Genomic DNA, 26,992 nt, shown 5'->3' with positions numbered 1-26,992 from the left:
CGCACGCCCCTCGTGGAAGGGGTCGTTCAGTGCCCGGTGGTGAGGCCGTATCCGTAGCGGAACAGCGGGTCGTAGGAGGCGTCACCGATGTTGATCGGTTCCTGGGCCTCGCTGCGGGGCCAGGTGACGGGGAGCTTCCCGGTGAAGGGGCGCTTGCCGAACAGCACGTCGGCGACGCCGTCGCCCTCGCTGCCGGGCAGCCACGACATGACGAAGGCGTCGGCCTTGGGCAGCTGGTCGGTGATGATCTGCGGCCGGCCCGCCACGTCGAGGACCAGGCACGTCTTGATCGCGGAGCAGACGCGGTCGATGTTCGCCCGGTCCGCGGCGGAGAGGTTCAGGGTGTGGCCGCCGTTGCCGACATCGCCGACGCCTTCGGCGTAGGGGGTCTCTCCGACGACGACGATGCCCACGTCGTGGCCGGTGGTCGGGGCGCTGGCGTCGGCGCTGTAGGTGACGTCCTGCGCGGCGTGCCGGATGCCCTGGAGGATGGTGGTGCCGGGGAAGGCGGTGTTGCCGGACTGGCCCTGCCAGGTCACGGTCCAGCCGCCCGCCTGGTTGCCGAGGTCGTCGGCGTTGACCCCGGCGACGTAGATGCGCTGGGAGGGCTTGAGCGGCAGGGCGTGGTGGTCGTTCTTCAGCAGGACCTGGGACGCGGCGACGGCCCGGCGGGCCACGCCCCGGTGGGCGGCGGAGCCGACGTCGGCGAGGTGGGTGCGGTCGGTGTAGGGGTGCTCGAAGAGGCCGAGCTGGAACTTGGCGCGCAGGATCCGGGAGACCGCGTCGTCGATACGGGTCATCGGCACCCGCCCGGCCTGTACCTCGGCGGCGAGGGCCTGCTCGAACTGCGGCGCGTCGTACGGCTGCATGAACATGTCCATGCCCGCGTTGACGGAGGTGCGGACCTGGGCGGCGAAGTCGCCCGGGAGCTGGGTGACGGCGTCCCAGTCGCTGATCAGGAACCCGTCGAAGCCGATCTTCTGCTTCAGGACGTCGGTGAGCAGTTCCTTGCTGGCGCTCATCTTGACCGGCGTGCTGCCGGGCACGTCGGTCCACTGGACGGAGGAGTACGACGGCATGACGCTGCCCGCGTGGTGGACCTGTACGGCGGTCACGTACGGCGCCAGGTCGACGGCGGCGAAGCGCTGGTGGCTGGTGCGCGTGACGCCCTGGTCGAGGGTGTAGGTGTTGGTGGTGGACGTGCCGTAGGTGGTGTCGCCGTCGCCCGCGTAGTGCTTGACGGTGGCCAGGACGCGATCGGGCCGCGCCAGGTCCTCGGCGCGGGTGCCCTGGAAGCCGTCGATGGCGGTCTCCATCCGCTGGACCAGGGCCGGGTCCTCGCCGAAGCTCTCGTAGGTGCGGCCCCAGCGGTCGTCGCGGGCCACGCAGACGCACGGCGCGAAGACCCACTGCGGTCCGGTGGCGCGGGTCTCGGTGGCGGTGACGTGCTCGACCTCGGCGACCAGCCGGGGATCCCGTGTGGCACCCAGGCCGATGTTGTGGGGGAAGACCGTCGCCCCCACCAGGTTGCCGTGTCCGTGGACGGAGTCGACGCCGTACAGGAGCGGGATGCGCAGCCGGGTGGCGAGGGCGCGCGACTGGTAGCCGTCGACCATGTCCGCCCACGCCTTGGGGGTGTTGGACGCCGGGGTGGAGCCGCCGCCGGAGAGCAGGGAGCCCAGCTGGAGATCGGTGATCTTCGCGGGGTCGGCGTCGACCGAGCCGCGTTCGGCCTGGGTCATCTGGCCGATCTTCTCCGCCGTCGTCATGCGCCCGAGGAGATCGGCCACGCGCCGGGCGGTGGGCACCTGGGGGTTGAGGTAGGGCGGGGTGCCGTGCCCGCCCGCGGCGGTGGCACCCGGTTCGGCCATGGCCGAGGAGACGGGGACCGCGGTGGCGACCAGCGCGGCGGCGGCCAGGAGGATCCCCGCCGTGCGTCGTCCGGTGGTGCGTCGGCGCGGCAGGGCGCCGCGTACGAGCTGTCTCACGTCAATGGCTCCTTGGGACGTGGCCGCCCGGCTCCGAGCGGCCGGGCGGCGGTGCTGGAGTCGGGTGGTCGTGCCGGGGCGCCGAGCGCTCGGCGGTCGGGCGGAGCGGGCTTCTTGAGAGCGCTCTCCTCGATGGGCGACGGCTCCCTCGGCTTCTTCCGGACATGACTTGAAGGACTCGGGCCGAGGCAGCCGGACGGCCGCCTCCGAAGCAGAACCAGTACGGGACGGGCGCGCCGGACCGACGCGCTCACCCTGCAACACATGAAGCCAGTGGGGCCAATTGACTGTCAAGCGGTGCGCATCCCTTCACTTGACGAAGTCAATGGGGGCGCAGCCGGAAGCCGACCTCCGCACCGCCTCCGGGCGCGGCGTCCACGAACACCTCGCCGTCGTCGGCGGCCACCAGGTCGTGGACGATCGCCAGGCCGAGCCCGGAGCCCGGCACCGCCTGGGTGCGCGGGCCCCGGTAGAAGCGGTCGAAGACGGCCTCCCGCTCGTGCGACGCGATACCGGGGCCCCCGTCGCGTACGCAGAGCCGGGGTCCCTCGATGTGGACGGTGACCGGGGCGCCCTCGGGGCTGAACTTCACCGCGTTGCTGAGGAGGTTGTCCACGCAGCGCCGCACCGCGCGCGGACGGGCGCGCACCGGTACGGCGGCGGCGGCCGTGACGGTGACGGCCCGGCCGGTGCGCCGGGCGCAGCGCTCGGCGGCCTCCTCGGCGACCGCGTGGAGGTCCACCTCCGTCTGCTCCTCCTCGGTCGTGCGGTCGGTGGCCAGGTCGACGAGCTCGTGGACCAGGGCGTCGAGGGCGGCGGCCTCGGTGACCAGGGTGGTGAGGATCTTCTCCTCGTCCTCGGGCGCCAGTCTGCCGCGCCCGCGCTGGAGGAGCTCCGCGCTGCCGCGCACCGAGGTCAGCGGGGTGCGCAGTTCATGGCTCGCGTCCTGGACGAGCCGCTGCTGCTGGGCGCGCGAACGGCGCAGGGCCGTGAGCATGGCGTCGAAGCTGCGGGTCAGCTGGCCGATCTCGTCGCGCCCGGCGGGCGGCAGCCGGGTGGTGAGGTCCTGGGTGGTGGTGATGGTCCGGGTGGCCCGGGCCAGCCGGCGCACCGGGCGCAGGACGCGGTCCAGGGCGAGCCAGCTGAGCAGCGCCGACAGGGCGGTGGCGGCGACCGTGGTCCAGGGGATGCGCCACAGGAAGGCGTGGTCGATGCGTTCGGCGCCGGCGTAGTGCTGGGCGATCATGACCGCGCCGCCGCCGGGCAGGGGCGTGGTCAGGACGCCGTACTCGGCGCCGTCCACCGTCAGGTCCTGGCGCGCGGCGCTCCGTCCGGTGCGGGCGACGCGCAGGGCCGACTCGGGGGGCGGCAGGGTCGCCCGGCCCGGCGCCAGCGGACGCACCGAGCCCTCGGCGCCGATCAGTTGCTCGGTGGTGTCCGGCCGGGCGGGCGGGGTGCGGGAGGCCCCCAGCAGGGCGACGACCGTCGCGGCGCGGTCGTCCAGGGCGCGGTCGAACTGCTCGGCGACGACGTCGCTGACGTTGCGGTAGGAGATGGCGGCGGCCAGGGTGATGGCGAGCGCGGCGGCGGCCACCACGACCAGGGTGATCTTGGCGCGCAGCATCAGAGGGCCCGGACGGTGTAGCCGACGTTGCGCACGGTGTGGATCAGGCGCGGGGCGCCGTCCTGCTCGGTCTTGCGCCGCAGATAGCCGATGTACACGTCCAGGGAGCGGGAGGTGGTGTCGAAGTCGTAGCCCCAGATGCGTTCGTAGATCTGGGTGCGGGTGAGCACCGCGCCCTCGTGGTGCAGCAGCAGTTCCAGTACGTCGAACTCGGTCTTGGTCAGGTCCAGCGGCCGGGTGCCCCGGTGCGCCCGGCGCGCGGCCGGGTCGAGGGTGAGGTCGGCGACGCCGAGCACGTCGGTGGCCGCCGGGCCCGGCGCGTCCGTGGTGCGGCGCAGCAGTGCGCGTATCCGGGCGAACAGCTCCTCCGTGGCGAACGGTTTGGCCAGATAGTCGTCGGCCCCCGCGTCCAGACCGGCGACCCGGTCGCCGATCTGGTGACGCGCCGTCAGGACCAGTACGGGCAGCCGGTCGCCGCGGCGGCGCAGCATCCGGCACAGCGCCAGGCCGTCCAGGCCCGGCATGACCACGTCCACCACCGCCACGTCCGGACTGTGGCGGTCCAGCAGCTCCAGGGCCTCCAGCCCGTCGGATGCCAGCAGGACGCGATACCCCTCGAAGCGCAGCAACTGGTCCAGCGTGCTGCGCACACCGGGGTCGTCCTCGGCGACCAGCACCGTCCGGCGGTTCTCGCTTGCCTCAGTCATGTGATCATCTTCGCCGGTGGTGGGCGTGGTCACGACACCGGCCCGTCAGCGGCGTACGGGCGTGACGGACACCGGCGGCAGGGTCCGCAGGCAGGAGGTGTCGCCGGGGGTGCCGGTGCGGATGAAGTGGCTGGTGACGCCCGTGACGCAGCCGCTGGGCTCCAGCTCCGGGACGTGCCCGACATTGCGCACCGAGAAGAACGCGCCGTTGCGGAACTCGCGCGCGGCCAGCACGCCATTGGCGTCCGGGGTGTTGGCGTCGAGGTCGCCCGACAGGACCAGCACCGGCACGTTCGGCGGCTTCGGGCCGGTGGGCTGCGGGCGGGCGGTGTTCTCGCGCGGCCAGGAGATGCACACGTCCCCGCCGTCCGTGGGAGCCTCGTTGAACCCCCGGCCGCTGAACGCGCCGAACGCGCCCTGTCCGGCCCCTGCCAGGGCCTTGCGGTACTGCTGCCACCGCACGGGCAACGGCGCGTCCGCCGCCCACGCCTTGCGGTAGTCGTTGCAGACCACGGCCACGTACGGGGCCTGGTCCTCGGCGCTCGCCGAGGCGCCGTCCTCCTGCACCAGACGCCGCAGCGGCGCGCTGTCGCCCTTCACGAAACGGTCCAGCGCCCAGGGCGCGCTCCCCAGCAGCGACGCCTCGGCCGGCTCCATCCCCGCACCGCGGCTGGCGGCCTCGTACAGCAGATTGCCGAGCTTGCCCTCGGTGAAGCGCACGCGGTGGGTCGTGCCGTCGGCGGTGACCGGCACCGTCAAGGGCCGCGCCCGCAGCCGCGCCGCGGTGGTGGCCAGGTCCCGCACCGCCTTGTCCCCGTCGCAGGCGCGGGGCACCGAACGCTCGCACACCCGGCGCAGGGCCAGCGACACGGCCTGCGCGTTCGGCCGCGCCAGCGGGTCGAAGTCGTGCGGATAGGCGCCGGACAGCACGATCGAGCGCACCCGCTGCGGATGGCGCTCCGCGTACACCGGCATCAGATACGTGCCGTACGAGAGGCCGTAGAGGGTGAGGCGCGGAACGCCGAGGCGGGCACGGACGGCGTCGATGTCGTCGGCGGTGGCCGCCGTGGTGTAACCGCGCGCCTTCGGGCCGAGGTGGTGGGCGCAGCGCGCGACCGCGTCCCGCTGCTCGGCCCGGGTGCCGAAGCGGTACTCGGCGTCGGTGACCCCGCACGGCAGCCGTTCGGACTCGCCGGTGCCCCGGGGGTCCACCAGCAGGAGGTCGTGGTCGTCGAGGAGCCCCTCAAGGGCGCCCGCGAACTGCTCGGCCTTGCCGATCGCGACCTCGCCGGGCCCGCCCGGGTTGACGGCGACGGTTCCCTTGGCGGCGCCCGGGCCGCGGTGGCGCACCACCGCGTAACTCACCCCGATCGTGCCGAGCTCCGGCTCGCCGGCCACCAGGGGGCGGCGCAGCGTGTCGCAGTCGACCCGGTGTCCGGCGACGGTGGGGCACCAGCCGGGGCCGACCGCCGCCGAGGTGGCGGCGCTCGCGGTGGGCAGCGCGGAGAACAGCAGCGCCATCGTTCCCACGGCCAGCCCCGCCCGGCGCGCCCCGCCCATGTGCGTCGTCATTCCCGTGCCTCCATGTCCGATGCCGTCCCGCCGGGCTCTCCCGCGCGGTGTGAACACGACCTTGCCGGGCCCGTGAAAGGGGTACGGAAGAGCGGAGGCAAAGGTGTGTAAGAAAACGGGGCGGCGAAAATACACGTGCCCCCGGCCGTGTTGGTGACCTGTTAGCGGGCCGCGGCAGAATCCGGAGCGCCGGTGATCATTTCCCTTCCCGCTTCTGGAGTTACTTTGAGCAGCAGCATCAAGCGTCGCGGCGCCGTCCTCTTCGCGACCGCCGCCCTGGCCACCGTCGGCGCCCTGGGGGGCACCGCCCAGGCGTCCTCCAGCACCTCGCTCTGGGTCGGCTACGGCCAGGCGAACGCGTACAACAGCGTCCGGTGCGTCCAGCTGATCTCCAACTCGCTGCACTGGCAGACCGGTTACCACACGGTCGCCGTGGACGGCGCCTTCGGCAAGGACACCGACGGGGCGATCCACGCCCTCCAGCACTGGGCGGGCCTGGACGAGGACGGCGTCGTCGGACCGAAGACCGGCGAGACCCTCCTCATCGCCACCAAGGACGCGTACGGCTGCAACGCCTACCTGCCCACCACCCGCTGATCCCCGCCACCGGCGGCGCGCGGACCGCTCGTCAGCAGCGGTTCCGCGCGCCGCCGGTGCCACTCTCGCGGGCCAGGACCCTCCGCAGCACGCCCGGGAGTTCGCCCGTGGGGCCGTCGGCGCTCCAGGCGATGTGACCGTCGGGACGCAGCAGCAGGACGGCGTCCGGCGCCGGAGTGCCCGTCAGCCGCTCCCAGCGCCCGGCGTCGGCCGCACGCCGGGTCCCGGTGGCCAGGGCGCGGGCGGCGAGGGGGACCCCGTCCCCGACCGCGTCGGCCTGTCGGCGCCAGTACGGGCTCTCCGCCCCGGTCAGCAGCGTGAACCCGGGGCCGACCAGGTCCAGGGTGGACGTGACGGCCCCGGAGCCGCCGAGCAGGGGCACGTGCGGCACGCGCCCGCCCCGCAGGCAGCGTCCGCCGAGGTCCGCGGCGGGGTCCAGGGCGCTCTCGGCGCCGCCGCCGGGCGCCGGGACGACGGCCGTGGAGCGGTAGACCGCCGTCAGCAGGAGTTCGTCGTCGATGCGGTAGCCCGCGCGGTTGCGCGCGTTGGCGGTGGAGATGTCGATGACCTGGCGGGCGATGGGGCGCCGTTCGCTCTCGTACGTGTCCAGCAGAGCGGCCCCGGCGTACCCGGCGGTGACGGCGGCGAGCTTCCAGGCGAGGTTGTCCGCGTCCCCGATCCCGGTGTTCATGCCGTGTCCGCCGGTCGGCGGTGTCAGATGTGCGGCATCACCCGCGAGCAGGATCCGGGAACGGCGGTAGGCGCCTGCCAGCCGGGCGTCCATGCGCCAGGTCATGGTGTCGCGCACGGTCACGTCGAGGTCCGGGACACCGGCGGCCGTCCGGACGAGAGCGGCCAGCCGCTGGTGGTCGAAGTGGCCCGGCTCGGCCGTACCGTCGGCGGGCAGCGGGTACTGGTAGATCCAGTGCCGGTCGTTGTCGACCGCCAGGAAACCGCCCCGCGCCCGGTCGGTGAGGAAGTACGAGGCGCTGGCGCGGTCGGCCACCAGCTCGCCCAGCGGCGCCTCGAAGCGGATGCTCAGATATCTGCCCAGACCGGTCGGACCGGTCATGGCGATGCCCGCGCCGTCGCGCACCGCGCTGCCGGCGCCGTCGCAGCCCACCACCCAGTCGGCGCGGACGGTGTGCCGGGCGCCGGTGGCGGCGTCCTCGACCACCGCGTCCACCCCGTCGTCGCCCTCCGCGCACGACACCAGCCGCACACCGAAGCGCACCCGCGAGGCGTCCGGGCCGGCGGCGTGGCACAGCAGGAGCGGTTCCAGCTGGTCCTGGGAGCAGATGAGGCCCGGCGAGGGGGTGCGTTCCGGTTCCCCGTCGGCCGGTGCGGCCACTCCGGTGCGGACGAAGTCGGGGTCGACCAGGTCGCGGCCCCGGTAGAAGAAGACCTGCGAGGCCGGGAGCCCTACGGCGCGGACGGCGTCCTCCAGGCCCATCCGGCGGAAGACCTCCATGGAACGGGCGGAGACGCCGCGGGCCCTGGGGTGGCGCGAGGCGGTGCGCCGCCTCTCGACCAGGAGGTGGTCCACGCCGTAGCCGCTGAGCAGACCCGAGAGGGTCAGACCGACCGGCCCTCCCCCGACCACCAGCACTGATGTCCTCGACGGGAACAAGAGGGCCTCCATCCACGGCACCGAAAACGGGAGTAACGCCAACATTCGTTTTTGACGTTACCATGGTCGGAAGCGCCGATGACGTGGAGGAGTTACGGATGCAGGGGCAGCCCGCCGACGACAACAGACCGCGTGGACTCCACTTCCTGGTCGAACTGGTCAACACCGTCCAGCAGGACGCGACGGCGACGGCGCAGGAGCTCCAGGGTGTGGTGGACCGCCACGGCGGGCCGGACCTCGGCCTCACCGAGGCCACGGGCCGGGAGCTGCGCGAGGCCATCGCGCCCCTCGCCCGCATCCTGGACACGGACGACACGGACCGGGCCGCCGAGGCCATCAACGCTCTGCTCGACCGCCACCCGTCCCGCCCCCGGCTGGTCCGGCTGCCCGAACGGCCCTGGGCGCTGCATTCCCAGACGCCTCCCGGAGCCGACCCCGCCCACTGGCTCCTGTCCACCTGCGCCCTGGCCCTGGCCCTCTGGCTCAGCGAGCGCGGCCACTGCGCCTGGGGCCGGTGCGCGGCTCCGGGCTGCGACCGCCACTTCATCGACACCGGCCGCAAGTCACCCCAGCGGTACTGCTCGACGCGCTGCGGCACCCGCGTACGCGTCGCCGCCCACCGCGCCCAGCGACGTTCATGACCCCGGGGCGGAGAACCCCACTCCGCCCCACGGACCACACCACTCCCCTCAGTGACGGCGGCAGGACGGAGCGCGCGCCGCGGCCACGCCCCGGTGGCGCGTTCCTCTTCCCCCACGGCCGCGTGGCTGGGCAGACTGGTCCCGCGTGTCGAACGTGAGCGGGGGAACCCATGGCATTCGAAGGCACGGAGCTGTCCGAGGCGATCAAGGCGGTGCGCGCCGGTCTCCAGGAGGCGCAGCGGGAGTGGCCGACTCCGCACATCCGCTTCCAGGTCAAGGAAGTCGTCCTCGACTTCGTCATCGAGATCCGCAGAACCTCCGCGGCCTCCGGCGGCGTCAAGGCGTTCGTGGTCTCCGCCGACGCCCGCCGCGAACGCTCGCTCGGGCAGACCCACCGCATGACCGTCACCCTGAACACCGACGGGCCGGTGACGGTCGGCGACCACGGCGAAGTCGGCGAGGACCCCACCCGCCGTGAACGGCCCTTCTCCTAGCCGGGCCCGCCATGTCCTGGAACCGGGCGGTCTCGGTCGAGTACCTGAACGGCGTCGGCGCCGGATGCGTGGTCGCACCCGGTGTGATCCTGACGGCCCGTCATCTGGCGGGGCCCGTCGCCGGAGCGGAGGCGGCACCCCCCGTGGTGCGCCTGCTCAGCAGCGGCCCCGGCCCCAAGGCCCGCGCCGAAGTGGCCTGGCAGGGCGGGGACGCGGTGCTGCTGCGCTGCCGACCGCAGCAGCTGGGAGAGGTGTTCGCCCCGGTCCGCTGGGGCGAACTGACCTGCACCAAACCCACGCCGGTGCCGGAGTGTTCGGCGGTGGGCCTGCCCCGTGCCGCCGTACGCGGTGGGGTGGACGCGGCGGGCGGGGCGTGGCGGCACCGGGAACCGGCCGCCGTGACCGGGCGGATCAACGTGGTCGACAACGCGTCGCACCCCTACAGCCTGCAGATCGACGGGCAGCCGCCCGAGGGCGACGCGGGCTCCTCCCCCTGGCAGGGGATCTCCGGCGCCGGGGTGTTCTGCGAGGACCTGCTCCTCGGCCTCGTCACCACCGCGCCCCGGGGGTGGAACCACGGCCGCCTGGAGGCGCTGCCCGTACGGCAGTTGCTGGACGACCGGGAGTTCGGCGACATCCTCGAACAGGCCACCGGAACGCGCCCGAGGCTGGAGCCCGCGGACATCGACGGGCTCTTCGACAACCCGCCCCGGCCCGCCTCGGCCGCCTCCTACCTGCTCTCCCCCCGCTCCGAAACAGTGGAGTTCACCGGCCTCGACTCCGAGCTGGACGCCCTGTGGGAGTGGTCCACCAGTGAACGGCCGATGGACGTCGCCGTCGTGCACGGGCCCGGTGGGACCGGCAAGACCCGGGTGGCGACCGAGCTCGCCCGCCGGCTCTCCGAGCGCCGCCCCTCCGCCGGGCGGCCCGGCGGGCGGGACGTCCCCTGGACCGCCGGTTTCCTGTCCGAGGAACCGGTGCTGCAGCCCCCGCCGTACGGCATGCTCCGCCATCTGGTCCGTCCCGTCCTCGTGGTCGTCGACTACGCCGAGTCCCGTCTCGCCCAGGTCGAGCAGCTGCTGGCCGCGCTCTCCTCCCACGAGGCGCCGGGCCGGCGCATCCGCGTACTGCTGCTGGCCCGCTCCGTCGACGCCTGGTGGCGGCAGCTGCGGATCCGCAACGCCGCCCTCACCACCGGGCTCGCCGTGCCCCTGGCGCCCCGGGCGGTGTACCGGAACACCGATCCCCTCCGGCTCCGCGAGCAGGCCGAACGGGACTTCGGCCGCCGGCTGGCCACCCTGCACCGGGCGGGCGTGCCCGACGACTGGAACGCCGAGGACGCGCGCGAACAGCTGCGGGCAGCCGCCCCGCCACCGCCGGACACCCCGGGCGCCCCCGAGCCGGACATCCTGGCCGACCCCGGGTCCGACGCCCCCGGACGGTTCACCAACGCCGCCGCCGTCCACCGGGGCGACCTGGTCCGCCCCTCGGACGACAGCCCCGACCGGGACCACACCGACCGGCGACCGGCTCTCGAACCGCCGCCGACGCCCGAGCCCGGCGAGGACGACGACCCAGCCGTCCTCGCCGTGCACATGGACGCCCTGGCCCGGGTCCTGCTCGACGTGCCCGACCGGTTCACCGACGACATCCCGGCCCAGGCCGTCCTCATCGAGCACGAGATGAAACACGTCCAGCGTGCCGCCCGCAGAGAGGAACTGGCCCTCGACCCCGACCTGTTGCGCACCCTGATCACCGTGCAGGGCATGGGGCGCGCCAGGACCAAGGGCGAGGCCAACGGCGTCTTCGAAACGGCGTGGGACTTCCACTACCGCGGTTTCCCCCGTCCCCCCGACCTGGCCCCGGACACCGTTCTGAAGCTGCGCCGCATGGCCCGCGCCCTCTACCCCGCGCCCGACCGCACGTATCTGGGCGGCATCGGCCCCGACGCGCTCCTCGCCGCCCTCATCGCCCAGCACGAGGCCCCCGCCCCACCGGAGCGGGCGGACGCCGCCGAGCCCGAGGACGACGGCTTCCTCGACCGGGTGCTCAGCAGCCCCCGCCTCGGCGAGCACCAGCGCCGCCACTGCATGGTCATGCTCGTACGCGCCCTGCCCACGCAGCCGCAGCTGCTCACGGGCGCCGCCCGCGCCGTCGCCGCGCACACCGAAACCCTGCGCCACTCGGCCGACACCGTCGCGCGACAACTGCCGCCGGGGGAACGGGCGGACTGGCTGCGCGCCATCGAGGAGGCCGTCCGCGCCTCACACACCGCAAAGCGCGGGCCCCGAACCGACCGCAGGCCCGTGCCCCCACCCCGGCCGGACGTTGCGCCGCGCACCGGGGCCACCTCGCTGACCCAGTGGGCCAACGGCCTCGGCGACTTCCAGGTCATGCTCATCGTCGCCGTCACCGCCCTCGTCGTGGCCGGGGTCATCGTGCCCCTCCTGCTCACCGGCTGACACCGCCGCCTCCCCGGTCAGTGGGCGTTTATCGGATGTGGACTGCCCCTTCCTACCGTCCTCCACGAGGTGAACGGCCCTGGTGACGCGCCCGGGCCGAGGACGCGAGGACAAGGAGGGACCGCCATGGGACTGGCGCTCAAGAAGTCGCACCTATGGGGAACGCTGGCGGTGGCCGCGCTGGGCATCGCCGCCGTTCCGGCCACGGCGCAGGCCGCGCAGCTGACCGGCCAGGTCGTGGGGCTCGGAGGCAAGTGCCTCGACGTGCGCGGCGGCATCCAGACCAGTGGCACCCCCGTACAGATCCACGGCTGCAACGGCACCGCGTCGCAGAAGTGGACCTACACCGAGCAGCCCGGGCAGATCGGCGCGACGATGAGCGCGTTCGGCAAGTGCCTGGACGTGGCCAACAGCGGCACCGCCGACCGCACCCCCGTGCGACTGTGGGACTGCAACGGCTCGGGAGCGCAGAAGTGGGTCCGCTACCAGGGCGACGTGCTCATCAACCCGCAGTCCAACAAGTGCCTGGACGTGCCCGGCGGGATCGCCGCCGACGACACCGCGCTGCAGATCTACACCTGCAACTACACCGCCTCCCAGGTGTGGAAGTGGGGCGACCAGGGCCAGAACCCGCCCGCCGCACTCCAGCGGCAGGTGTTCGACCTGGTCAACAACTACCGCGTACAGCACGGCAAGGCGGCGCTCCAGTACGAGGACTCCGTGGCCCGCACCGCGCAGGACGAGGCGGACGAGGAGGCCCGACGCGGCCAGCAGGGGCACTGGACCTTCCCCGGGGTGTTCGACACGCTCCGCAAGTACGGCTACCCGCGCCAGTTCGGCTCCGTGGCCGAGAACGCGGCCGGCGCGCCCGGCATGTGGAAGGACGCCGCCTCGGTCGTCGACGCCTGGATCAAGGAACCGCTGCACGAGAAGAACATCCTGGGCGACGCCTACAAGTACACCGGCGTCGGCGTGACCGTCGACGGGAACGGCAACTACTGGTGGGCCCAGGACTTCGTCGGCTGACCGGGCCGCTCCCCGGCCGCGCCGCGCCGCCGCGCGCGGCGGGTGCGTGCGCGTGCCGCGGGCCCGGCGCCGCGGCGCGCGCCGGGCACCGCCGCCCCCGGTCCTTCACCACGGAGCGCCCCGGCCGCACGAGGGCGGGAGTTTCGCATCCGGCCCGCGTCGCGCAGAGTGGACCCATGACGACACCCGCGGAACTGTTGCGCTCCCTCGCCCGCACCCGGGCCTCGCTCGACGGCGAGGAGGTGACGTACTGGTGGTCCGGCGACGTGTACTCGTGGGCGCCCGACGAGCCGTACCGGCGCGTCTTCGGCTTCGAGGGGGTGAACGTCGCCCGGCTGGTCCAGGACGCCGAGGACGGGCCGGACGGCTACCGGCTGCTGACCCGGGAGGCCGCCTTCTACCTCGACCCGGTGACCCGCGAGATCCTGGAGACCTGGCAGGACCTGCCCGTGACGCACGTCTGGAACGACCCGGCGAACCAGCGGTGGCGCCCCTTCCCGATAACGACGACGGAACTGGGCGGGCAGGTCTGCTTCAGCCTGGAGATCCCCCTCGCCTACCCGTCGCCGCTGCCGGTGGCGCAATATCCCCTCCACTCGGCCGGTGACACCTACCGGGCCCTGGAACTCTTCCAGTTCTTCGCCGACCGCGCCGACCTGGCCGGTTCCGCACCCGGCGTCCCGGCCACCATGTCGTGGAGCCGGATGTCGCCGTGGCTGCCCTGGATGGCCCGGGGCCAGCGGCCCGGCGGCCTCACCTTCCACTGCCGGGGGCGCAAGCTCGCCTCGTACGCCGAGGTCCCCGAGCGCACCCGCGCCTACATCGCCGCCCACCACCCGGAGTTCGCCCGGGCGCCGGAGAAGTGGAGCGAGCCCAACGAGACGAGCTGGACGTACTTCCGCAAGCTCAATCCTCCCCGGTAGCGACCGCGCCCGTGCTCCCGCGATGGACAGGAGTGGCGGCCGTCTGTTTCGCTGTCAGGTGCTTCAGGGCGCCCGAGTCCGCTCGGGACTGCTTCCAGCGCGCACAGACGGGGCGGGGATGACGCATTCGGCGGAGTACTGGGACCGGCGCTACCTCCACGGCGACGTCGGCTGGACGTTCGCTCCCCATCCCCTGGCCGTCGAGGAGCTGGCGCTGGTGTCGCCGGGCCCGTCCGGCCGCCCGGACGCGCCGGGGCACCGGGCCCTCGACCTCGGCGCGGGTGCCGGGCGCCACACGCTGTGGCTGGCGCGCCACGGCTGGCGGGTGACGGCCGTGGACTTCTCGGCGGCGGCCCTGGAGCGCACCCGCCGGGACGCCGCCGAGCAGGGCCTGGAGGTGACGACCGTCCTCGCGGACCTGGCCTCGTACGAACCGCCGCCGGGCGGCTTCGGACTGGCCCTCATCACCTATGTCCACATCGAACCGCCGCAGCGGGCACGGCTGCTGGCGCGCGCCGCCGGGGCGCTGGCCCCCGGTGGGCGGCTGGTGATCGTGGGGCACCACGTCGACAACCTCGGCCGGGGGCTCGAAGGTCCCTCCGAGCCGGAGAAGATGTTCACCCCGGAGCGCCTGTGCGCGGAGCTGCCGGAGCTGCGCGTCGAACGCGCCGCGCGGGTGCCGCACACCGTCACCACTTCCACGGGTGAGCGGGAGGCGTACGCCACGGTCGTCCGGGCCAGCCGGCCGGTCGGCGGCGCTGTGGGAGACGGCTGAGCCAGGGCCCCTCAGAGGCCGGGCCGCCGCACCACGAGACGCACCAGCAGCCTGCGCAGGGCTTCGCGTTCCTCGGCGGTCAAGGGGCTCAGGAACTCCTGGTGCGCCCGGGCCAGCGCCTCCTGCGCCTCTTCGAGGCGTACGGCACCGCGCTCGGTCACGTGCAGTGCCAGTTTCCGCCGGTCGGGACCGCGCCTGCGCTCCATCAGCCCCGTGCCCTCCAGTTTGTCGACGAGGGCGACGACGGTCATGCGGTGGAGGCGGAGCAGGTCGCCCACCGCCCGCTGGTTCAGTCCGGGCCGGGCGGCGACGACGCTCAGCACCCCGAACTGACGCATCGTCACCTGGAGTGGGCCCAGGCCCCGCTCGACGCGTCCCGTGGCCGCCTTCGCGGCCGCGCACAACAGGAAGCCGTGCCACTGCTGGAACGCCCGGGGCAACGCGGGCCCCTCACACAGGGGTGGGTCCCCGACACCGGCGTCGTCGCTCACGGCCATCCCTCCGCCACCCCTCAGCACTTCGGGTCCGACAGCGGCACTGACTGTCAATTAGACAGAAGACCAACGGTTTTGAGACACGTCAAGTCTTCAACCGCGAGCATCGCGGGCCGCCTTCGCCGACCTGGCGGACGACCCTCCCGAGCGGCGGCGCCGCGAAATACCGCCACCACATTGACGATTCCAGCCAGCCGCCCCATACTGACCCATCAGGTCCTCTGACTATCAGCGCCAGTGACGAATTGGCCTTTCCGGGCAGCCATGGAGGCGCGGGTGCACACGACGACCGCAGCCCGTCAGCGGACCGCCGAGCCGGAGGAAGGGCCATGAACAAGGGCACCACGGACGCCCAGGACATGCGGTTGATCTACGCGGGCTCCTTCCTCGGCAACTTCGACCGGATCGTGATCACCCCGCTGCTGCTGCCCGCCGCCAAGGGCCTGGGCGTCAGCGTCTCCCACGTCACCATCGCCCTGACCGCCTATCTGCTGCTGTTCGGCCTCATGCAGCCCGTGCACGGCCTCGTCTCGGACGTGTACGGGCGCGTCCGGGTCATGCGCGCCTCCCTGCTCGGCATGTGCGCGGCCGACCTGGTCTCCGCGCTCGCCCCCAACCTGGGGGTGCTCATCCTCGGGCGCGCGCTCGCGGGCGCCTCGGCGGCGGCGCTGCTCCCGGTGATGGTGGCGTACGTGGGCGACCGGCTGCCGTTCGCCCAGCGGCAGCGGACCGTGGCGAGCGTGCTCGCGGCCGGGGCCGTCGGCACGGCCGCGGCGACCGTGGTCGCGGGCGTCTTCACCCATCTGTGGAACTGGCGCGCGGCGATCCTGCTGGTGGCGATCTGCTCGCCGGTGCTCGTCCTCGCCTTCGGCCGGCTGCCGGAGGCGTCCGCCCCGGCGCCCGGCGGAACGAGCGTGTCCGCGCGCCTCGCCATGGTCTTCCGCATCGGCTGGTTCCGGTTCCTGGTGGCCTTCGCCGTCTTCGAGGGCGCGGCCATGCTGGGCTTCTTCAACTTCCTCAACACCGCGCTCCAGTCGGGCGGGCACAGCGTCGTCTACGCCGGTCTGGTCACCGGCAGCTACGGCCTGGCGGCCGTGGCGGGCGGTGTGGCCGTGCGCGCCCTGGGCGAGCGGGTCTCCCCGGCCACCCACTTCGCCGTCGGCAGCGTCCTGCTCGGCGTGGGCTATCTGGTCTGCGTCCCCACCCAGTCGATGGTGACCGTACTGGCGGCCAGCGTGCTGTCCGGACTCGCCTTCGCGCTCGTCCAGTCCACCGTGCAGACCTGGGGGACGGAGGTCGCGCCGCCCCAGGTCCGGGGCATCGCCACCTCGCTGGTCGCGTGCGCCGTGTACACCGGGGCCGCGCTCAGCACGTATCTGGTCAGCGGGCTCGCGGACGACAAACGTTTCGGGGTGCTCTTCGCGATCGCCGCGGCCGTCACCCTGCCCGTGGCACTGGTCGGGCCGGTCGCCCGCGCACGGTTCTCGGCATCCCTGGCCGCGGGGCGGGGCCAGCCGCTCCCGGCCGGGCCGCCGCCGGTGCGGCCCACCCGGCAGAACCCCTAGCAACTACCCCTGTTCCAGGGCGCGTTGGCCCGAGTGCGCCGTACACGAACACCGTATGACCTGCGGAGAACGCGGTTCCGCGGCCGGGAACGACCCGCCCTGCGTGTATCGCGCCGGATTTGTTCATCCTCGTATCACTTACGAATGAGACAAACTGCCGCCGACGGCCGGTGCGTCCATCTCAGCTCATTGACGAGCAGTCAGATCCACCGCGACCCTCTCGGTAGGGGTGGACCACCGCAGCACGAAAGCCGACGGGCCGACCCGTGCGGGCGCGATGGCCACCGACCACCTCTGGGAAAGGACGGTTGGGATGAAGCAGCTCAAGCAGCCCACGGCCGGAATGAAGAAGTTCCGCGTCCGCAAGACCGGTCCGGTGCGCCTGACGAGCGGCACGTCCGTCTACGACTGGTGGTGCTGAGCACCGGGAGACGGTGTGTGCGGCCCCCTGGGACGGGGCCGCACATCCCCGTTCTCCCGAGGGGAGGGCTGTGGACGGCACCCGTGTCGCGCTCCACCCGCTGACGTTCGTCGAGGAGGGCGAGGACGTCGTCATCGGCCGCTCCGACATCGACTCGTTCGCGGTCTTTCCCGCCGACGCCGCCGCCGTCGTGCGCTGGCTGCGGGACGGCGCGACCGTCCATGACGCCGCCCTCCGGTACGCCGCCGCCTACGGCGAGGAAGCCGACATCGAGGACCTGGTCGACACCCTCGACGAACTCCGGTTCATCCGCCGCGACGACGAACCACCGCACCGGCCCGGCCCCTCGGACACGGTCGCCCTGCGTGGACTGGGCGCGGCCCTCTTCTCCCCCGCCGCCTGGATCCTCTACACGGCGCTCGTCGCCGCGGCCGTGACCGCGGCCGTGCGCGAGCCCGCCCTGCGCCCCGGCCCCTCAAACGTATTCTTCAGCTCCTCGCTGCTGCTGGTCGAACTCGCCTCGTTCCTGGGGCAGTTCCCGGGCATCGCGCTGCACGAGTCCTTCCACGTCCTGGCCGGACGGCGGCTCGGTCTGCCCAGCCGCCTCAGCCTCGGCCGACGGCTGTACTTCGTCGTGTTCCAGACGACCCTGGTGGGGCTGATGGGCGTCCCCCGCCGCAAACGCGTCCTGCCGGTGCTCGCCGGGCTCGTCGCCGACGCGCTGGTCGCCGCCGTCCTCACCCTCGCCGCCTGGGCCGACCTGCTGGCGCACGGCTCCGTCACCGTGTGGGGCGGTCTCGCCCTCGCGCTCGCCTTCGGCGCGCTGATGCGGATGGCCTGGCAGTGCCTGTTCTTCCTGGAGACGGATCTGCACCACCTGTTCGCGCACGTGCTGGCCCTGCCCGACCTCCAGGAGCTCGCCCGCTCCCACCTGCGGGAGCGCACCCCCTGGCTGCCGCGCCGCGCCCGGGCGAAGACACCACCGCTCGCGGCCACGGCCACCCCCCGCGAACTGGCCGTACTGCGCTGGTACGCCCCGCTGCTCGTGGTGGGCAGCGCGGCCCTGTGCGCACTGGCCGCGGCGGCGGCGCTGCCCGTCCTGGTGGGCTTCGCCACCCGCTTCCACACGGCGCTGTCGTCCGGCTCGCCGGACGCCGGCTTCTGGGACGCGGCGGTGGCCGCGCTGATCATGTTCGTCCAGTTCGGCGTCGCCGCGTGGATCGCGGTACGGGACCGGCTGCGCCGGTCGGCCGCCGACAGGGCCGCGAAGACGGCCCCCAACCCCTGACGCGTGCGAGGACTTCACCGGGCTGACAAGGAGGATCGGCGTGCAGGACAGGACGTCGCACATATGGCTCACCGGCCCCACCCGGGCCGCACGGCAGGCCGCGGCGGCCGGGCTGTCCCCGGCGGCGGCCGTGGAATGCCACCGCGGGTTGCGCGGCCCCTACACCGGAGCCGGCGAGCTGATGCGCCTGCTCGTACCGGCCGCGCACGGGCGGGGCGCACCGCCCACCGCCGGTACCCGGCTGTCCGTCCTGGCGGCGGCCCCCGAACTCGGCGGGCTGCTCGGGGCGGCGGAGGCGACCCTCACCTCGGCGGCCCCGCCCGGCGAGCGCACCCGCTGGTACGCGCGGGAACGCACCCGCCGCATCGCCAACGGCCTGGTCGACTTCCTGGCCGCGCACCCGGGGGACCCGCTCACCCTCGTCCTCCACGACGTGCACGAGGCGGACGCGACCGACACGGAGTTCCTCGACATCGCGCTGCGCCGGCTCGACGCGCGCCGCGTACGGCTCGTGCTCTGCGGTCCCGAGGACGCACCGCTCCCCGCCCATCTGTCGGCCCGCCTCGACGGCCGGGCCGAGCACCGCGCCGCACCGCCCGTCGCGGCCCCGCCCGCCGTCACCGGCGAGCAGTTCGTGCGCACCGACGGCACCGGCGGAGCCGACGACGCCTACCGCCTCCTCGACGACGCCGAGCGCGCCAAACTCCACGACGTGCGCGCCGAGGAGCTGGAGGCGTCCCCCGTCCGCGCCTGGCGCCTCGGCGCGCTCCCCCACCACCGCGCGCACGGCAGCTCCCCCGAGACCGCGCCGGCGGCCTTCGAAGCGGCCGTCGAGCACTGCCTCGGCATGGGGTACTACACCGCCGCCCTGGAACTCAACGAGCGCATGGCCGCCCTGCTCGGCCCCGACGCCCCCTGGCCCGTCCGCTACCGCCAACTGCGCCAGCGCGGGCTGTGCCTGGCCCTGCTCGACCGCCCGGCCGAGGCCGAGGCCGCCTACTACGACGTACTGTCGCGCACGACCGACCCCAAGGTGCACACCACCGTCAGCTACGCCCTCTCGGTCCTGTTCACCCGCCTCTACGACACCTCCCGCAAGGACCACCTGCGGGCGCTCGCGCACATCAACACCGCCATCGCCTTCATCGAGCAGCTCCCCGACGCCGAGGACCGCGCCTTCCACACCGCGTTCATGCACAACGGCAAGGCCCTGGTCGCCATGCACCTGGGCGACCTGGCGGGAGCGCTGGACCTGGTGGCGACGGCCATGGCGGCGGTGGACGACGGTCTGCCCGCCGACCGCCACCTCCTGCACAAGTCGGTGCTGCACCACAACCGGGCCCAGCTGCTCGCGCGCCTGGGGCGGGGCGGGGAGGCGCTGGAGGAGTACGACCGGATCGTCGCCGTGGACCCGCACCACCCGGAGTACCGCTTCGACCGGGCCGTCCTCCACCACCAGCAGGGGCGCTTCGAGGCCGCGCTGGCCGACTACGCCGAGGTCGAGGCCATCAGCCCGCCGTTCGTCGAACTCCACTACAACCGGGGCGACTTGTACGTCCAGACGGGCGAGGGCGATGCCGCCGCCGAGTTCGCCCGCGCCCTGGAGCTGGAGCCGGGCCGGGCCGACGCGCGCCTCGCCCTGGCCGAGCTGTGGCTGGACGACGACCGTGCGGCGGACGCGGCCGAACTGGCCGCCGAGGGCCTCTCCCTCGCCCCCGACGACCCGCTCCTGCACTCGGTGCACGGCACGGCGCTGCTCGCGCTCGACTCGGCGGCGTCCGCGCTGCACAGCTTCGACCGGGCCCTCACCCTCGATCCCGCGCTCGCGGGAGCACACGCCAACCGGGCCTGCGCCCATCTCGCCCTCGGCGACCACGAGGCGGCGCTGGACGATCTGACGACGGCGCTGGAGCGCTCCCCCGACGACCCCGGCCTCTTCCACAACCGCGGGTACGTCCACGAGGACGCCGGACGGTGGGAGGCGGCCGTGGCCGACTACGCCCGGGCGCTGGAGCTGCCGGGCGCCGACCGCGAGGAGCTGGCGGAGCGGCTCGCCGCGTGCCGCTCGCGCCTTGCGGGGACGGACCGCTGAGCGCGCGGGGCCGCGGCGTCCGGCCGCGGCCCCGCACCACACCGTCGCGGCGTCAGCCGCCAATCGGCGCCCTGGGGTACGGGGTGGACTGGAAGTCCTCGTCCTGCCGTTCAAGTCCGCGCGGCAGCCAGTAGGCGGCCTGCTGGGCCACCGTGCGGCGCGGCAGGGGCCGGTTGGGGTTCTCGGCCGAGGGCTGGGCGAGGGACTGGAGGCCCCAGGCGAACCCGATCAGCGGCGCGAGCTCGTACCACCGCCGCCGGTCGATGCCGAGCAGCGCCGTGCCCCGCGCGTAGACGTGCCAGGCGTGGTAGCCGGTGAACCGGTTCATGGTGTGCACGCCGTTGCCGTCGGCGACCCGGCGCGGGTCGTACAGGGTGCCCTGCCCGAACTCGGCGAAGGCGACGACCAGTCGGGGGTCGCGGCGGTGGTAGAACTGGTCGAAGACGCCGAGCTGGGTGCGGGAGATCAGGCGCAGCGGCTCCGCTAGAGGAGCCATCCAGTCGCGGAAGTTTCCTGGATAGCCGGGCTCTTGGTATCTGGTGCGCCAGGCGTCGATGACCTGTGCTTCCAGTCCGCCCGCGTACGTTCTGATCGCCGTGTAGGCGTCGTCGAGTTCCTGGGAGCGGTGGAAGAGGGTCGTGTCGTCGAAGACGTACCAGAACTCGTTGGCCAGCCGGTCACCCAACATGCCGGGTACGGGCGGCAGCTGTGTGCCCGGACGGCCGACTCGGCTCCGGGGCGCGGCCGGGGCCGCACGCTCGGCGGCGCCGGCCGTGCCCGCCCCCGCGAGGACGGCTCCCCCGGCGCCGGTTCCCGTCACGACTGCGGCGGCGAGGCCGGCCCGTAACGCCTGTCGCCGTCCGATGCGGTGCATGCTCATCGCTTCCCCTTCTCGGTGTGCTCACCTGTCTCGCCCCGGGCCGGGAAGCCGGGACCGTCCGCAGGTCCGCGGCGGCGCCGGTCGCGAGGTGCCCGAGCGTACGGGCGGTGCGCGATGGAGGGGAGTCCTCCGGGCAGCCGGTGCCGCGCGGAGGTTCAACGGGCCCGGGAGCAGGGGGTGTTCAGTCCTCGTAGACCGTCAGGACCGCGCCGTCGACCTCGATGCGGCGCGGCGCGGGGCCCTCGCCGCGCCGCAGGGTGTCCAGGCACCGGCGGAAGAGTCCCAGCTCCTCCTCGTCGAGTATCGCCGCGGCGAGGTTGACGAGTTCGGCGAGGGCGGCGTCGGTGAGGACGTCGGGCAGTTCACCGGAGAGCAGCACGACCGACTCGCCGGTGCTTCCCCTGACAACGGCGGTGGTGGGTCCACCATGCACAAGCAGCACATCTCCCCCTCGGGGGCCGAGGACCGACCGTGCGGCTCACGCGTCCCGGGCAGAACGAGAGAGTAGCCGGGGAACCCGGGCGATTCGGCCGGTCCCGGATTCTTCGCCGACATCCGTCGTCCGCGGAACCGGCACCGCGCACCGGGCGTCCTCAGCGGAATGCCCCCGGCGGCCGTGGCGCCGCACATGCGGGCGCGGGCGGGTCATTCGCTCCGCGGGGGGCGGTTCAGCAGGGATTCGACGAGCGCGGCCACATGGCGGCGGTCGCTGGCGGAGAGCCGCTGCAGACTCGCGATGAGCAGGTCGACCTCGGGGTCGGCGGCCGTCTGGGCGGCGGGCGCCTGCCCCGCGGCGTAGACGTGGATGCCGCACGCCTCGGCGGCGGCCTGCCGCAGGGTGTCCAGCGGCAGGTCGAGCCCCTTGGCCAGCCCTTCCAGGGTGGCCGGCTGCGGCATCCGGGCCACCCGGTCGGTGGTGGCGAGATGGTGGACGGTGGAACGGGGGATGCCGCCGCGGCGGGCCACGTCGCCGTACGACCAGCTGTTCTGATCCAGGCGCTCTCTGATGATCTTCTGCAGTGCGTTGGCCACAGATGGTCACTTTCCGTTCGGCACCGGGCGGAACCCTTCCGCGTCGGATCGATTCTAGGGGGCCGTTGGCTTCTCTCCGGACCGCTGGGGGCGAACCGCTTGCGCCGTGACGGCCCGGGCCACTAGCGTCCAATCTCGTTGGACAGCACGTCCAATCGTGCCGGACAGGCGGGGGGACCCATGCCCGTCCGGCCGTGAGCACCCGTTCCCGAGGGGGAAACCACCATGCTCGACCACCACGAGCTCGACGCCGAGTCCGCCGAGCTGCTGCCGGGCCGCGAGGCCCTGGGACGCCTGAAGTTCAGCCTGGGCAAGAGCGTCGACGTCACCAAGCACGTCAGCCACATCACCGCCCACAACGAGTCCGCCGCCCTCAACGACCACTCCGCCTGGTCGTCCGCCGAGTCCTCCGCGGTCCAGAACATCCACGTCGCCCAGTAGCCGTACCCGCACCACCGCACCACCGCACCCTCGCAGCCCCCGCCGCGCACACCGGCCGGGCGCCGAGGCGGCACTGCTCTACCAACGAAGCACATCCTGAAAGGACATGCCATGAGCCTGAACATGAACGAGCTGGAGTCCGAGTCCGCCGAGCTGCTGCCGGGCCGCGAGGCCCTGGGACGCCTGAAGTTCAGCTTCGGCAAGAGCGTCGACGTCACCAAGCACGTCAGCCACATCACCGCCCACAACGAGTCCGCCGCGCTCAACGACCACTCCGTGTGGTCGTCCGCCGAGTCGCAGGCCGTCCAGTCGATCACCGTCACGCAGTAGCACACGCGGTCACGGGCACCGCGCACATCGCAAGTCGGCGGGCCGCGTTGGGGATGGCGCGGCCCGCCCTCGGGGGGAGGACCCATTCATGGCCGTGCTCGGTGAGGGAGCGGCAGTCTGGTACGACACGGGGACCCCGGTCCCCGGCCCCGGGGGGCTTCCGGTCGCGTACACGGACGTCACCTCGGACGCCCCGCAGACGGCGGGCGGCGCGGACGGGGCGCCGCCCGTACCCCGGCTGAGCACCGGGCTCCAACTGCACGGCGAGTACCAGGGCTCGGGGTTCACCGATCCCAAGTACATCGCCCGCCGGGCCGACGGGCAGGTGGTGCAGCTGTCGCGGCTGCTCTATCTGCTCGCCCAGTCGATCGACGGCGTCCGGGACGTCGAAACCCTCTCGCACCGGGTCAGCGCCCGGTTCGGGCGCGAGGTGAGCACGGACAACGTGCGGTACCTGATCGAGCGGAAGCTCGACCCGCTCGGCGTCACGGTCCCCGAGGGGCTGCGGGAGGACGAGGTCCGCGCCCCCCGGTCGGACCTCCTGCTCGCCCTCAAGGGCCACCGGGTGATCTTCGACGAGCGCAGGGTGGCCCGCATCGCCGCCCTGCTGGCCTGGCTGCACCGCCCCAAGGCGGTGGTGCTCGCCCTCGCCGTCGCCGCGGTCATGGACGTCTGGCTCTTCGGGTACTTCGGGGCCATGCGGCCCGTCCTGGAGGTGCTCGACCAGCCGGTCCTCCTGCTCGTGGTCTTCGGGCTCACCGTGGCCTCGCTCGTCTTCCACGAGTTCGGCCACGCCTCCGCCTGCAGATACGGCGGGGCCCGCCCCGGCTGCATCGGGTGCGGGCTCTTCCTGATCTGGCCCTCCATGTACACGGACGTGACGGACGTGTACCGGATCGGCCGGGCGGGCCGGCTGCGCACCGATCTGGGCGGCGTGTACTTCAACGTCGTCTTCATGCTCGCCATGGCCGGGGCCTACTTCGCCACCGGCCAGGCGTTCTTCCTGGCGGCGGTGTACCTGGGCCACTTCGAGATCCTGGAACAGCTCATGCCCGCCGTGCGGCTCGACGGCTACTACATCCTCGGCGACCTGGCGGGCGTCCCGGACCTGTACGGCAAGATCAGACCCATTCTGCTCAGCCTGTGCCCCGGCGCGAAGGGGCGCCGCGCCCGCGCGGAGGTCGCGGACCTCAAGAGGTCCGCCCGGCTCATCGTCGCCACCTGGGTCCTGACCATGGTGCCGCTGATCGTCGCCGAACTCGGCTACGGCGCCTGGAACCTGCCCCGGATCGCCACCACGATGATCCGCTCCCTCGTCGACCAACTGGCGGGCACCGGGGGCGCGTTCGCCGACGGGGAGATCGCCTCCGGCCTCGTCGGCGTCATCGGCTGCGTCATGCTGCTCTGCCCCATGGCCGGTGTCGTCTATCTGTGCGCCAAGCTCGGGGGCAGGGCGGGCCGGGCCGCCAAACGGTCCACCGCCGGGCGGCCCGCGCTGCGAGCGGCCCTGTGCGCGGTGGTCCTGGTCGCACTCTCCGGCCTCGGCTACGCGTGGGTGTCCGGCCTGACGCCCAAGCCCCTGCCGAAACAGGCGCCGCTCGCACCGATCCTGCAGCCCGGAGTGTCGGCGGCCCCCGCGCCGGTGCGGCACACACCGCCCCGGCGCCCGCACCGCCCCCGTCCCACTCCCGCCGCGAGCAGGCCCGCCGCCCGCCACGCCGCGCCTGGCCCGGCCGCCACCCACCGCCCCACCACCGCTCCCGCCAAGACGCCGCACCCGTCGCCGACGCCACGGCCCGCGACCACCGCGCCGTCCCCCACGACCGGCCCGGCCGCGGCGCCTCCGCCACCGTCCACCAGCCCCGCCGCACCCCCCTCCCCCGGGCCGTCGCCCTCCGCGCCGCCCCCCAGCCCCGCTCCGTCCACGAGCCCCGTGTCCGCGCCGCCGCCGAGCCCGGCCGCGACCTGACCCACGACAGCAGGAGAAAACGTGAGCATCCACCGCAAGTCCGCCGTCCGCCAGCACCCGCTCACCCGGCACGCCCTGCGCATCGGGCTGCTCGCCGCCGGGGCCGCCGGTGTGGCCACGGCCGCGCCCGCCCAGGCCATCGCCGTCACGCCCCCGCACCGCGAGGTGGCGATCGCCCACGACGCCAGCTCCACCCGGGCCGACAGCCACCACCCCACACGGGTCGACGACACCTTCACCGTCGAGCAGTTCGGCACGGTCAAGGCCGCCGACCTGCGCAACCGGGCCCAGGCGGTGTCCGTGGGGTGCTCCGCCGACGCGCACTGCCGCTCGGTGGCCCTCTCCTTCCAGATCGTCACCCTGGCCGGAGAGCACGTCAGGCTCAACGCGGTCAACCTCAGCGACGCCGTCAACGAGCACTGCGACGGGTGCCAGACCCTGGCGGGGGCCTACCAGTTCGTCGTCTCGACCGCGCGGCCGTTCCACCTGGACAGCGCGGCCCAGCGCAAGCTGGCGGACATCCACCGCCGACTGGACGCGCTGGCCCGCTCCACCACCCCCGCCCAGGACCTCAAACAGCGGGTCGACGCCCTGGCCGCCGAGGTCAACTCCGTACTCCACCAAGCCGTTTCGTCGGCGCCGACGACGGCCGGTGCCCGGCCGGACGTCACCGTGCACCGCCGTCTGGACGGCTGGCCGACCCGCTGAGCCCGGCGGTCAGGGCCGGTCCGCGGTCCGCACGAGGCGGGGATCGGACGGCGGGTCGCAGGGCTCGTACACCTCGTGGAAGCGCTCGGCCGTCAGGCCCCGGTAGCGCAGCACGCTGAAGACGATCCACATGCCCGGTGTGACGGCCTGTTCGTCGCGTTCCGGCAGATGGATCACGGTCCGGTCGTCGCCGGGCCCGGGCAGCGGCCGGCCCAGGAACGCGCAGACCTCGGCGAGGTTGGCCTCGCCGCGCCACTGGATGGCCAGGGCGGGCCAGGGCAGTCGGCAGAACCGCTGGGGCCGCTTCCACTGCGCGGGGTGGCCCAGCGGCCCGCTGTCCGGGGGGACCACGAGCGCGTACCAGTGCTCCATGTGGCCGCTGTAGTCCTCGGCGGTGACGTCCACCCTCCCGCGTTCCACCTGGCGGATGATCCAGCTGCCGGGGAAGACCGCCGTCTCGTGCTCGGAGAGGTGGAGCACTCCCCGGTCACCGCTCTCGTCCTGCGGTTTCGCCCCCGAAAAGGCGCACACCTCCCGGTAGTTGTCGGCGCCGTTCCAGTAGAGGGCCTCCACATAGGTGGCGTCCTCCCTCTCCTGGTACGGCGCCACTCCCTTGAGCAGGTGTTCCCCGGGGTCCACGGGGTCGTAGTTCTCCAGCATGAACATGGGGCTCACGCTGAGGAAGGTGTGGTTCGGCCACCGCAGGATCCACTGCCCCGGGACGGCCGTGCGGGGCTCCTCGGCGTAGCTGGGCGCCGGCAGGCTCAGCCAGCCCCGGTCGGCCCCCTCGTCCTCGGGAACGCCGACGAAGCGGCACACCTCGGCGAAGTTGGTGTCGCCCAGCCACTGGAGGGCCTCGATGTGCCGGGGTTTGCGGCGGTAGCGCGCCACTCCCCGGCGCAGGAAGGGGAAGTCCACCAGCCCCGCTTCGCCGACGCCCTGCTGGTCGTGGGTCCTGGCGAACTCGCCCGACGAGGCACTGAGGCACCGGCCCACCATGTCGTCGCGCAGGATCCAGTCGCCCGGCACCGCCTCGAACTCGTACTCCCCCGGCAGGTAGATCCGCCGTGCTCCGTCGCGCGCGGGCTCGGCTGCGGCCTGCGGCGGGATGCCGATGAACGCGCACACATCGGAGTAGTTCGCGTCCCCGAGCCACTGGATGGCGTCCACGTACTCGTACTTGCCGCGCACCCGCATGGGCCACCTCCCCCGGCAAGCAGGATGCCGCGCACCGGGCGCGGGCGCCATAGCGCGACGCCCGGCAATCGCACCCGCCCGCCGGTGCCGGACGCCGGGCCCGGCCGGGACGGGAGCCCGCCGCCCCGCCGCCGGG

At 73.5% G+C, this 26,992-nt stretch carries 24 protein-coding genes; 14 read left to right on the top strand and 10 right to left on the bottom strand.

The annotated features are described in order from the left end of the window. Window positions 1-26 precede the first annotated feature (26 nt). The 4 genes from AB5J87_RS33885 to AB5J87_RS33870 form a co-directional block, all read right to left on the bottom strand. Entirely contained in the window at window positions 27-1,988 is a 1,962-nt protein-coding gene (locus AB5J87_RS33885; protein WP_369382514.1) for a glycoside hydrolase family 3 protein, read from the bottom strand. A gap of 322 nt (window positions 1,989-2,310) precedes the next feature. Continuing rightward, the gene (locus AB5J87_RS33880) at window positions 2,311-3,612 is read right to left on the bottom strand and encodes an ATP-binding protein (protein WP_369382513.1); all 1,302 of its coding nucleotides are present in this window, start codon (window positions 3,610-3,612) and stop codon (window positions 2,311-2,313) included. Continuing rightward, window positions 3,612-4,319, bottom strand: coding sequence for a response regulator transcription factor (locus tag AB5J87_RS33875; RefSeq protein ID WP_369382512.1), 708 nt, complete (start codon window positions 4,317-4,319; stop codon window positions 3,612-3,614). The genes AB5J87_RS33880 and AB5J87_RS33875 overlap by 1 nt, the downstream gene beginning before the upstream one ends. Window positions 4,320-4,364: 45 nt before the next feature. Then, on the bottom strand, window positions 4,365-5,891 hold the full coding sequence (locus AB5J87_RS33870; RefSeq protein ID WP_369382511.1) for an alpha/beta fold hydrolase: 1,527 nt from the start codon (window positions 5,889-5,891) through the stop codon (window positions 4,365-4,367). A gap of 225 nt (window positions 5,892-6,116) precedes the next feature. Between AB5J87_RS33870 and AB5J87_RS33865 the strand changes: the two genes are divergently transcribed. Next, window positions 6,117-6,488 (top strand): peptidoglycan-binding protein, encoded by a 372-nt coding sequence (locus AB5J87_RS33865; protein WP_369382509.1) that lies wholly within the window; start codon window positions 6,117-6,119, stop codon window positions 6,486-6,488. A 31-nt stretch (window positions 6,489-6,519) separates the two neighbouring features. Here the strand turns inward: AB5J87_RS33865 and AB5J87_RS33860 are convergent, their stop codons facing one another. After that, window positions 6,520-8,130: an FAD-dependent monooxygenase gene (locus tag AB5J87_RS33860; protein WP_369382508.1), complete on the bottom strand. Its 1,611-nt coding sequence runs from the start codon at window positions 8,128-8,130 to the stop codon at window positions 6,520-6,522. A gap of 86 nt (window positions 8,131-8,216) precedes the next feature. Between AB5J87_RS33860 and AB5J87_RS33855 the strand changes: the two genes are divergently transcribed. The 6 genes from AB5J87_RS33855 (at window position 8,217) to AB5J87_RS33830 (ending at window position 14,439) form a co-directional block, all read left to right on the top strand. After that, the gene (locus tag AB5J87_RS33855) at window positions 8,217-8,759 is read left to right on the top strand and encodes a CGNR zinc finger domain-containing protein (RefSeq protein WP_369382506.1); all 543 of its coding nucleotides are present in this window, start codon (window positions 8,217-8,219) and stop codon (window positions 8,757-8,759) included. Window positions 8,760-8,929: 170 nt separating this feature from the next. Next, window positions 8,930-9,253 carry a trypco2 family protein gene (locus AB5J87_RS33850; RefSeq protein ID WP_369382505.1) on the top strand — a complete coding sequence of 108 codons (324 nt, stop codon included), beginning with the start codon at window positions 8,930-8,932 and terminating at the stop codon, window positions 9,251-9,253. Window positions 9,254-9,264: 11 nt separating this feature from the next. After that, the gene (locus AB5J87_RS33845) at window positions 9,265-11,715 is read left to right on the top strand and encodes a hypothetical protein (protein ID WP_369382504.1); all 2,451 of its coding nucleotides are present in this window, start codon (window positions 9,265-9,267) and stop codon (window positions 11,713-11,715) included. Window positions 11,716-11,841: 126 nt separating this feature from the next. After that, the gene (locus tag AB5J87_RS33840) at window positions 11,842-12,741 is read left to right on the top strand and encodes a CAP domain-containing protein (RefSeq protein ID WP_369382503.1); all 900 of its coding nucleotides are present in this window, start codon (window positions 11,842-11,844) and stop codon (window positions 12,739-12,741) included. Between the two features lie 176 nt (window positions 12,742-12,917). Beyond that, the gene (locus AB5J87_RS33835) at window positions 12,918-13,664 is read left to right on the top strand and encodes a DUF1838 family protein (RefSeq protein ID WP_369382502.1); all 747 of its coding nucleotides are present in this window, start codon (window positions 12,918-12,920) and stop codon (window positions 13,662-13,664) included. A 118-nt stretch (window positions 13,665-13,782) separates the two neighbouring features. Continuing rightward, window positions 13,783-14,439: a class I SAM-dependent methyltransferase gene (locus tag AB5J87_RS33830; RefSeq protein ID WP_369382501.1), complete on the top strand. Its 657-nt coding sequence runs from the start codon at window positions 13,783-13,785 to the stop codon at window positions 14,437-14,439. An 11-nt stretch (window positions 14,440-14,450) separates the two neighbouring features. Here AB5J87_RS33830 and AB5J87_RS33825 read toward each other — a convergent pair whose 3' ends face one another. Then, window positions 14,451-14,879 carry a MarR family transcriptional regulator gene (locus AB5J87_RS33825; protein ID WP_369382499.1) on the bottom strand — a complete coding sequence of 143 codons (429 nt, stop codon included), beginning with the start codon at window positions 14,877-14,879 and terminating at the stop codon, window positions 14,451-14,453. Between the two features lie 383 nt (window positions 14,880-15,262). Between AB5J87_RS33825 and AB5J87_RS33820 the strand changes: the two genes are divergently transcribed. The 3 genes from AB5J87_RS33820 (at window position 15,263) to AB5J87_RS33810 (ending at window position 20,299) form a co-directional block, all read left to right on the top strand. Further along, on the top strand, window positions 15,263-16,498 hold the full coding sequence (locus AB5J87_RS33820; protein ID WP_369382498.1) for an MFS transporter: 1,236 nt from the start codon (window positions 15,263-15,265) through the stop codon (window positions 16,496-16,498). A gap of 491 nt (window positions 16,499-16,989) precedes the next feature. Beyond that, window positions 16,990-18,207 (top strand): hypothetical protein, encoded by a 1,218-nt coding sequence (locus AB5J87_RS33815; RefSeq protein ID WP_369382497.1) that lies wholly within the window; start codon window positions 16,990-16,992, stop codon window positions 18,205-18,207. A 40-nt stretch (window positions 18,208-18,247) separates the two neighbouring features. Then, window positions 18,248-20,299, top strand: a complete 2,052-nt coding sequence (locus AB5J87_RS33810) for a tetratricopeptide repeat protein (protein WP_369382496.1) — start codon at window positions 18,248-18,250, stop codon at window positions 20,297-20,299. 52 nt (window positions 20,300-20,351) lie between these two features. Here AB5J87_RS33810 and AB5J87_RS33805 read toward each other — a convergent pair whose 3' ends face one another. From AB5J87_RS33805 to AB5J87_RS33795, 3 genes are all read right to left on the bottom strand, one after another. Beyond that, window positions 20,352-21,179 carry a hypothetical protein gene (locus AB5J87_RS33805; protein WP_369382494.1) on the bottom strand — a complete coding sequence of 276 codons (828 nt, stop codon included), beginning with the start codon at window positions 21,177-21,179 and terminating at the stop codon, window positions 20,352-20,354. Window positions 21,180-21,360: 181 nt separating this feature from the next. Then, window positions 21,361-21,621: a hypothetical protein gene (locus AB5J87_RS33800; RefSeq protein ID WP_369382493.1), complete on the bottom strand. Its 261-nt coding sequence runs from the start codon at window positions 21,619-21,621 to the stop codon at window positions 21,361-21,363. Between the two features lie 203 nt (window positions 21,622-21,824). Beyond that, window positions 21,825-22,211: a helix-turn-helix domain-containing protein gene (locus AB5J87_RS33795; RefSeq protein WP_369382491.1), complete on the bottom strand. Its 387-nt coding sequence runs from the start codon at window positions 22,209-22,211 to the stop codon at window positions 21,825-21,827. Window positions 22,212-22,436: 225 nt separating this feature from the next. Between AB5J87_RS33795 and AB5J87_RS33790 the strand changes: the two genes are divergently transcribed. The 4 genes from AB5J87_RS33790 to AB5J87_RS33775 all read left to right on the top strand — a co-directional run bounded on the left by AB5J87_RS33790 (window position 22,437) and on the right by AB5J87_RS33775 (window position 25,659). Then, window positions 22,437-22,652: a hypothetical protein gene (locus AB5J87_RS33790; protein WP_369382490.1), complete on the top strand. Its 216-nt coding sequence runs from the start codon at window positions 22,437-22,439 to the stop codon at window positions 22,650-22,652. A gap of 111 nt (window positions 22,653-22,763) precedes the next feature. After that, window positions 22,764-22,982 (top strand): hypothetical protein, encoded by a 219-nt coding sequence (locus AB5J87_RS33785; protein WP_369382489.1) that lies wholly within the window; start codon window positions 22,764-22,766, stop codon window positions 22,980-22,982. 88 nt (window positions 22,983-23,070) lie between these two features. Beyond that, on the top strand, window positions 23,071-24,951 hold the full coding sequence (locus tag AB5J87_RS33780; protein ID WP_369382488.1) for a hypothetical protein: 1,881 nt from the start codon (window positions 23,071-23,073) through the stop codon (window positions 24,949-24,951). A gap of 21 nt (window positions 24,952-24,972) precedes the next feature. Further along, on the top strand, window positions 24,973-25,659 hold the full coding sequence (locus tag AB5J87_RS33775; protein WP_369382486.1) for a hypothetical protein: 687 nt from the start codon (window positions 24,973-24,975) through the stop codon (window positions 25,657-25,659). 9 nt (window positions 25,660-25,668) lie between these two features. Here AB5J87_RS33775 and AB5J87_RS33770 read toward each other — a convergent pair whose 3' ends face one another. Continuing rightward, on the bottom strand, window positions 25,669-26,856 hold the full coding sequence (locus tag AB5J87_RS33770) for a hypothetical protein (RefSeq protein WP_369382485.1): 1,188 nt from the start codon (window positions 26,854-26,856) through the stop codon (window positions 25,669-25,671). Window positions 26,857-26,992 lie beyond the last annotated feature (136 nt).

The organism is Streptomyces sp. cg36 (assembly GCF_041080675.1).
In the GTDB taxonomy this organism is placed as follows: Bacteria; Actinomycetota; Actinomycetes; order Streptomycetales; family Streptomycetaceae; genus Streptomyces.
This window is presented reverse-complemented; position numbering and strand designations above follow the sequence as displayed.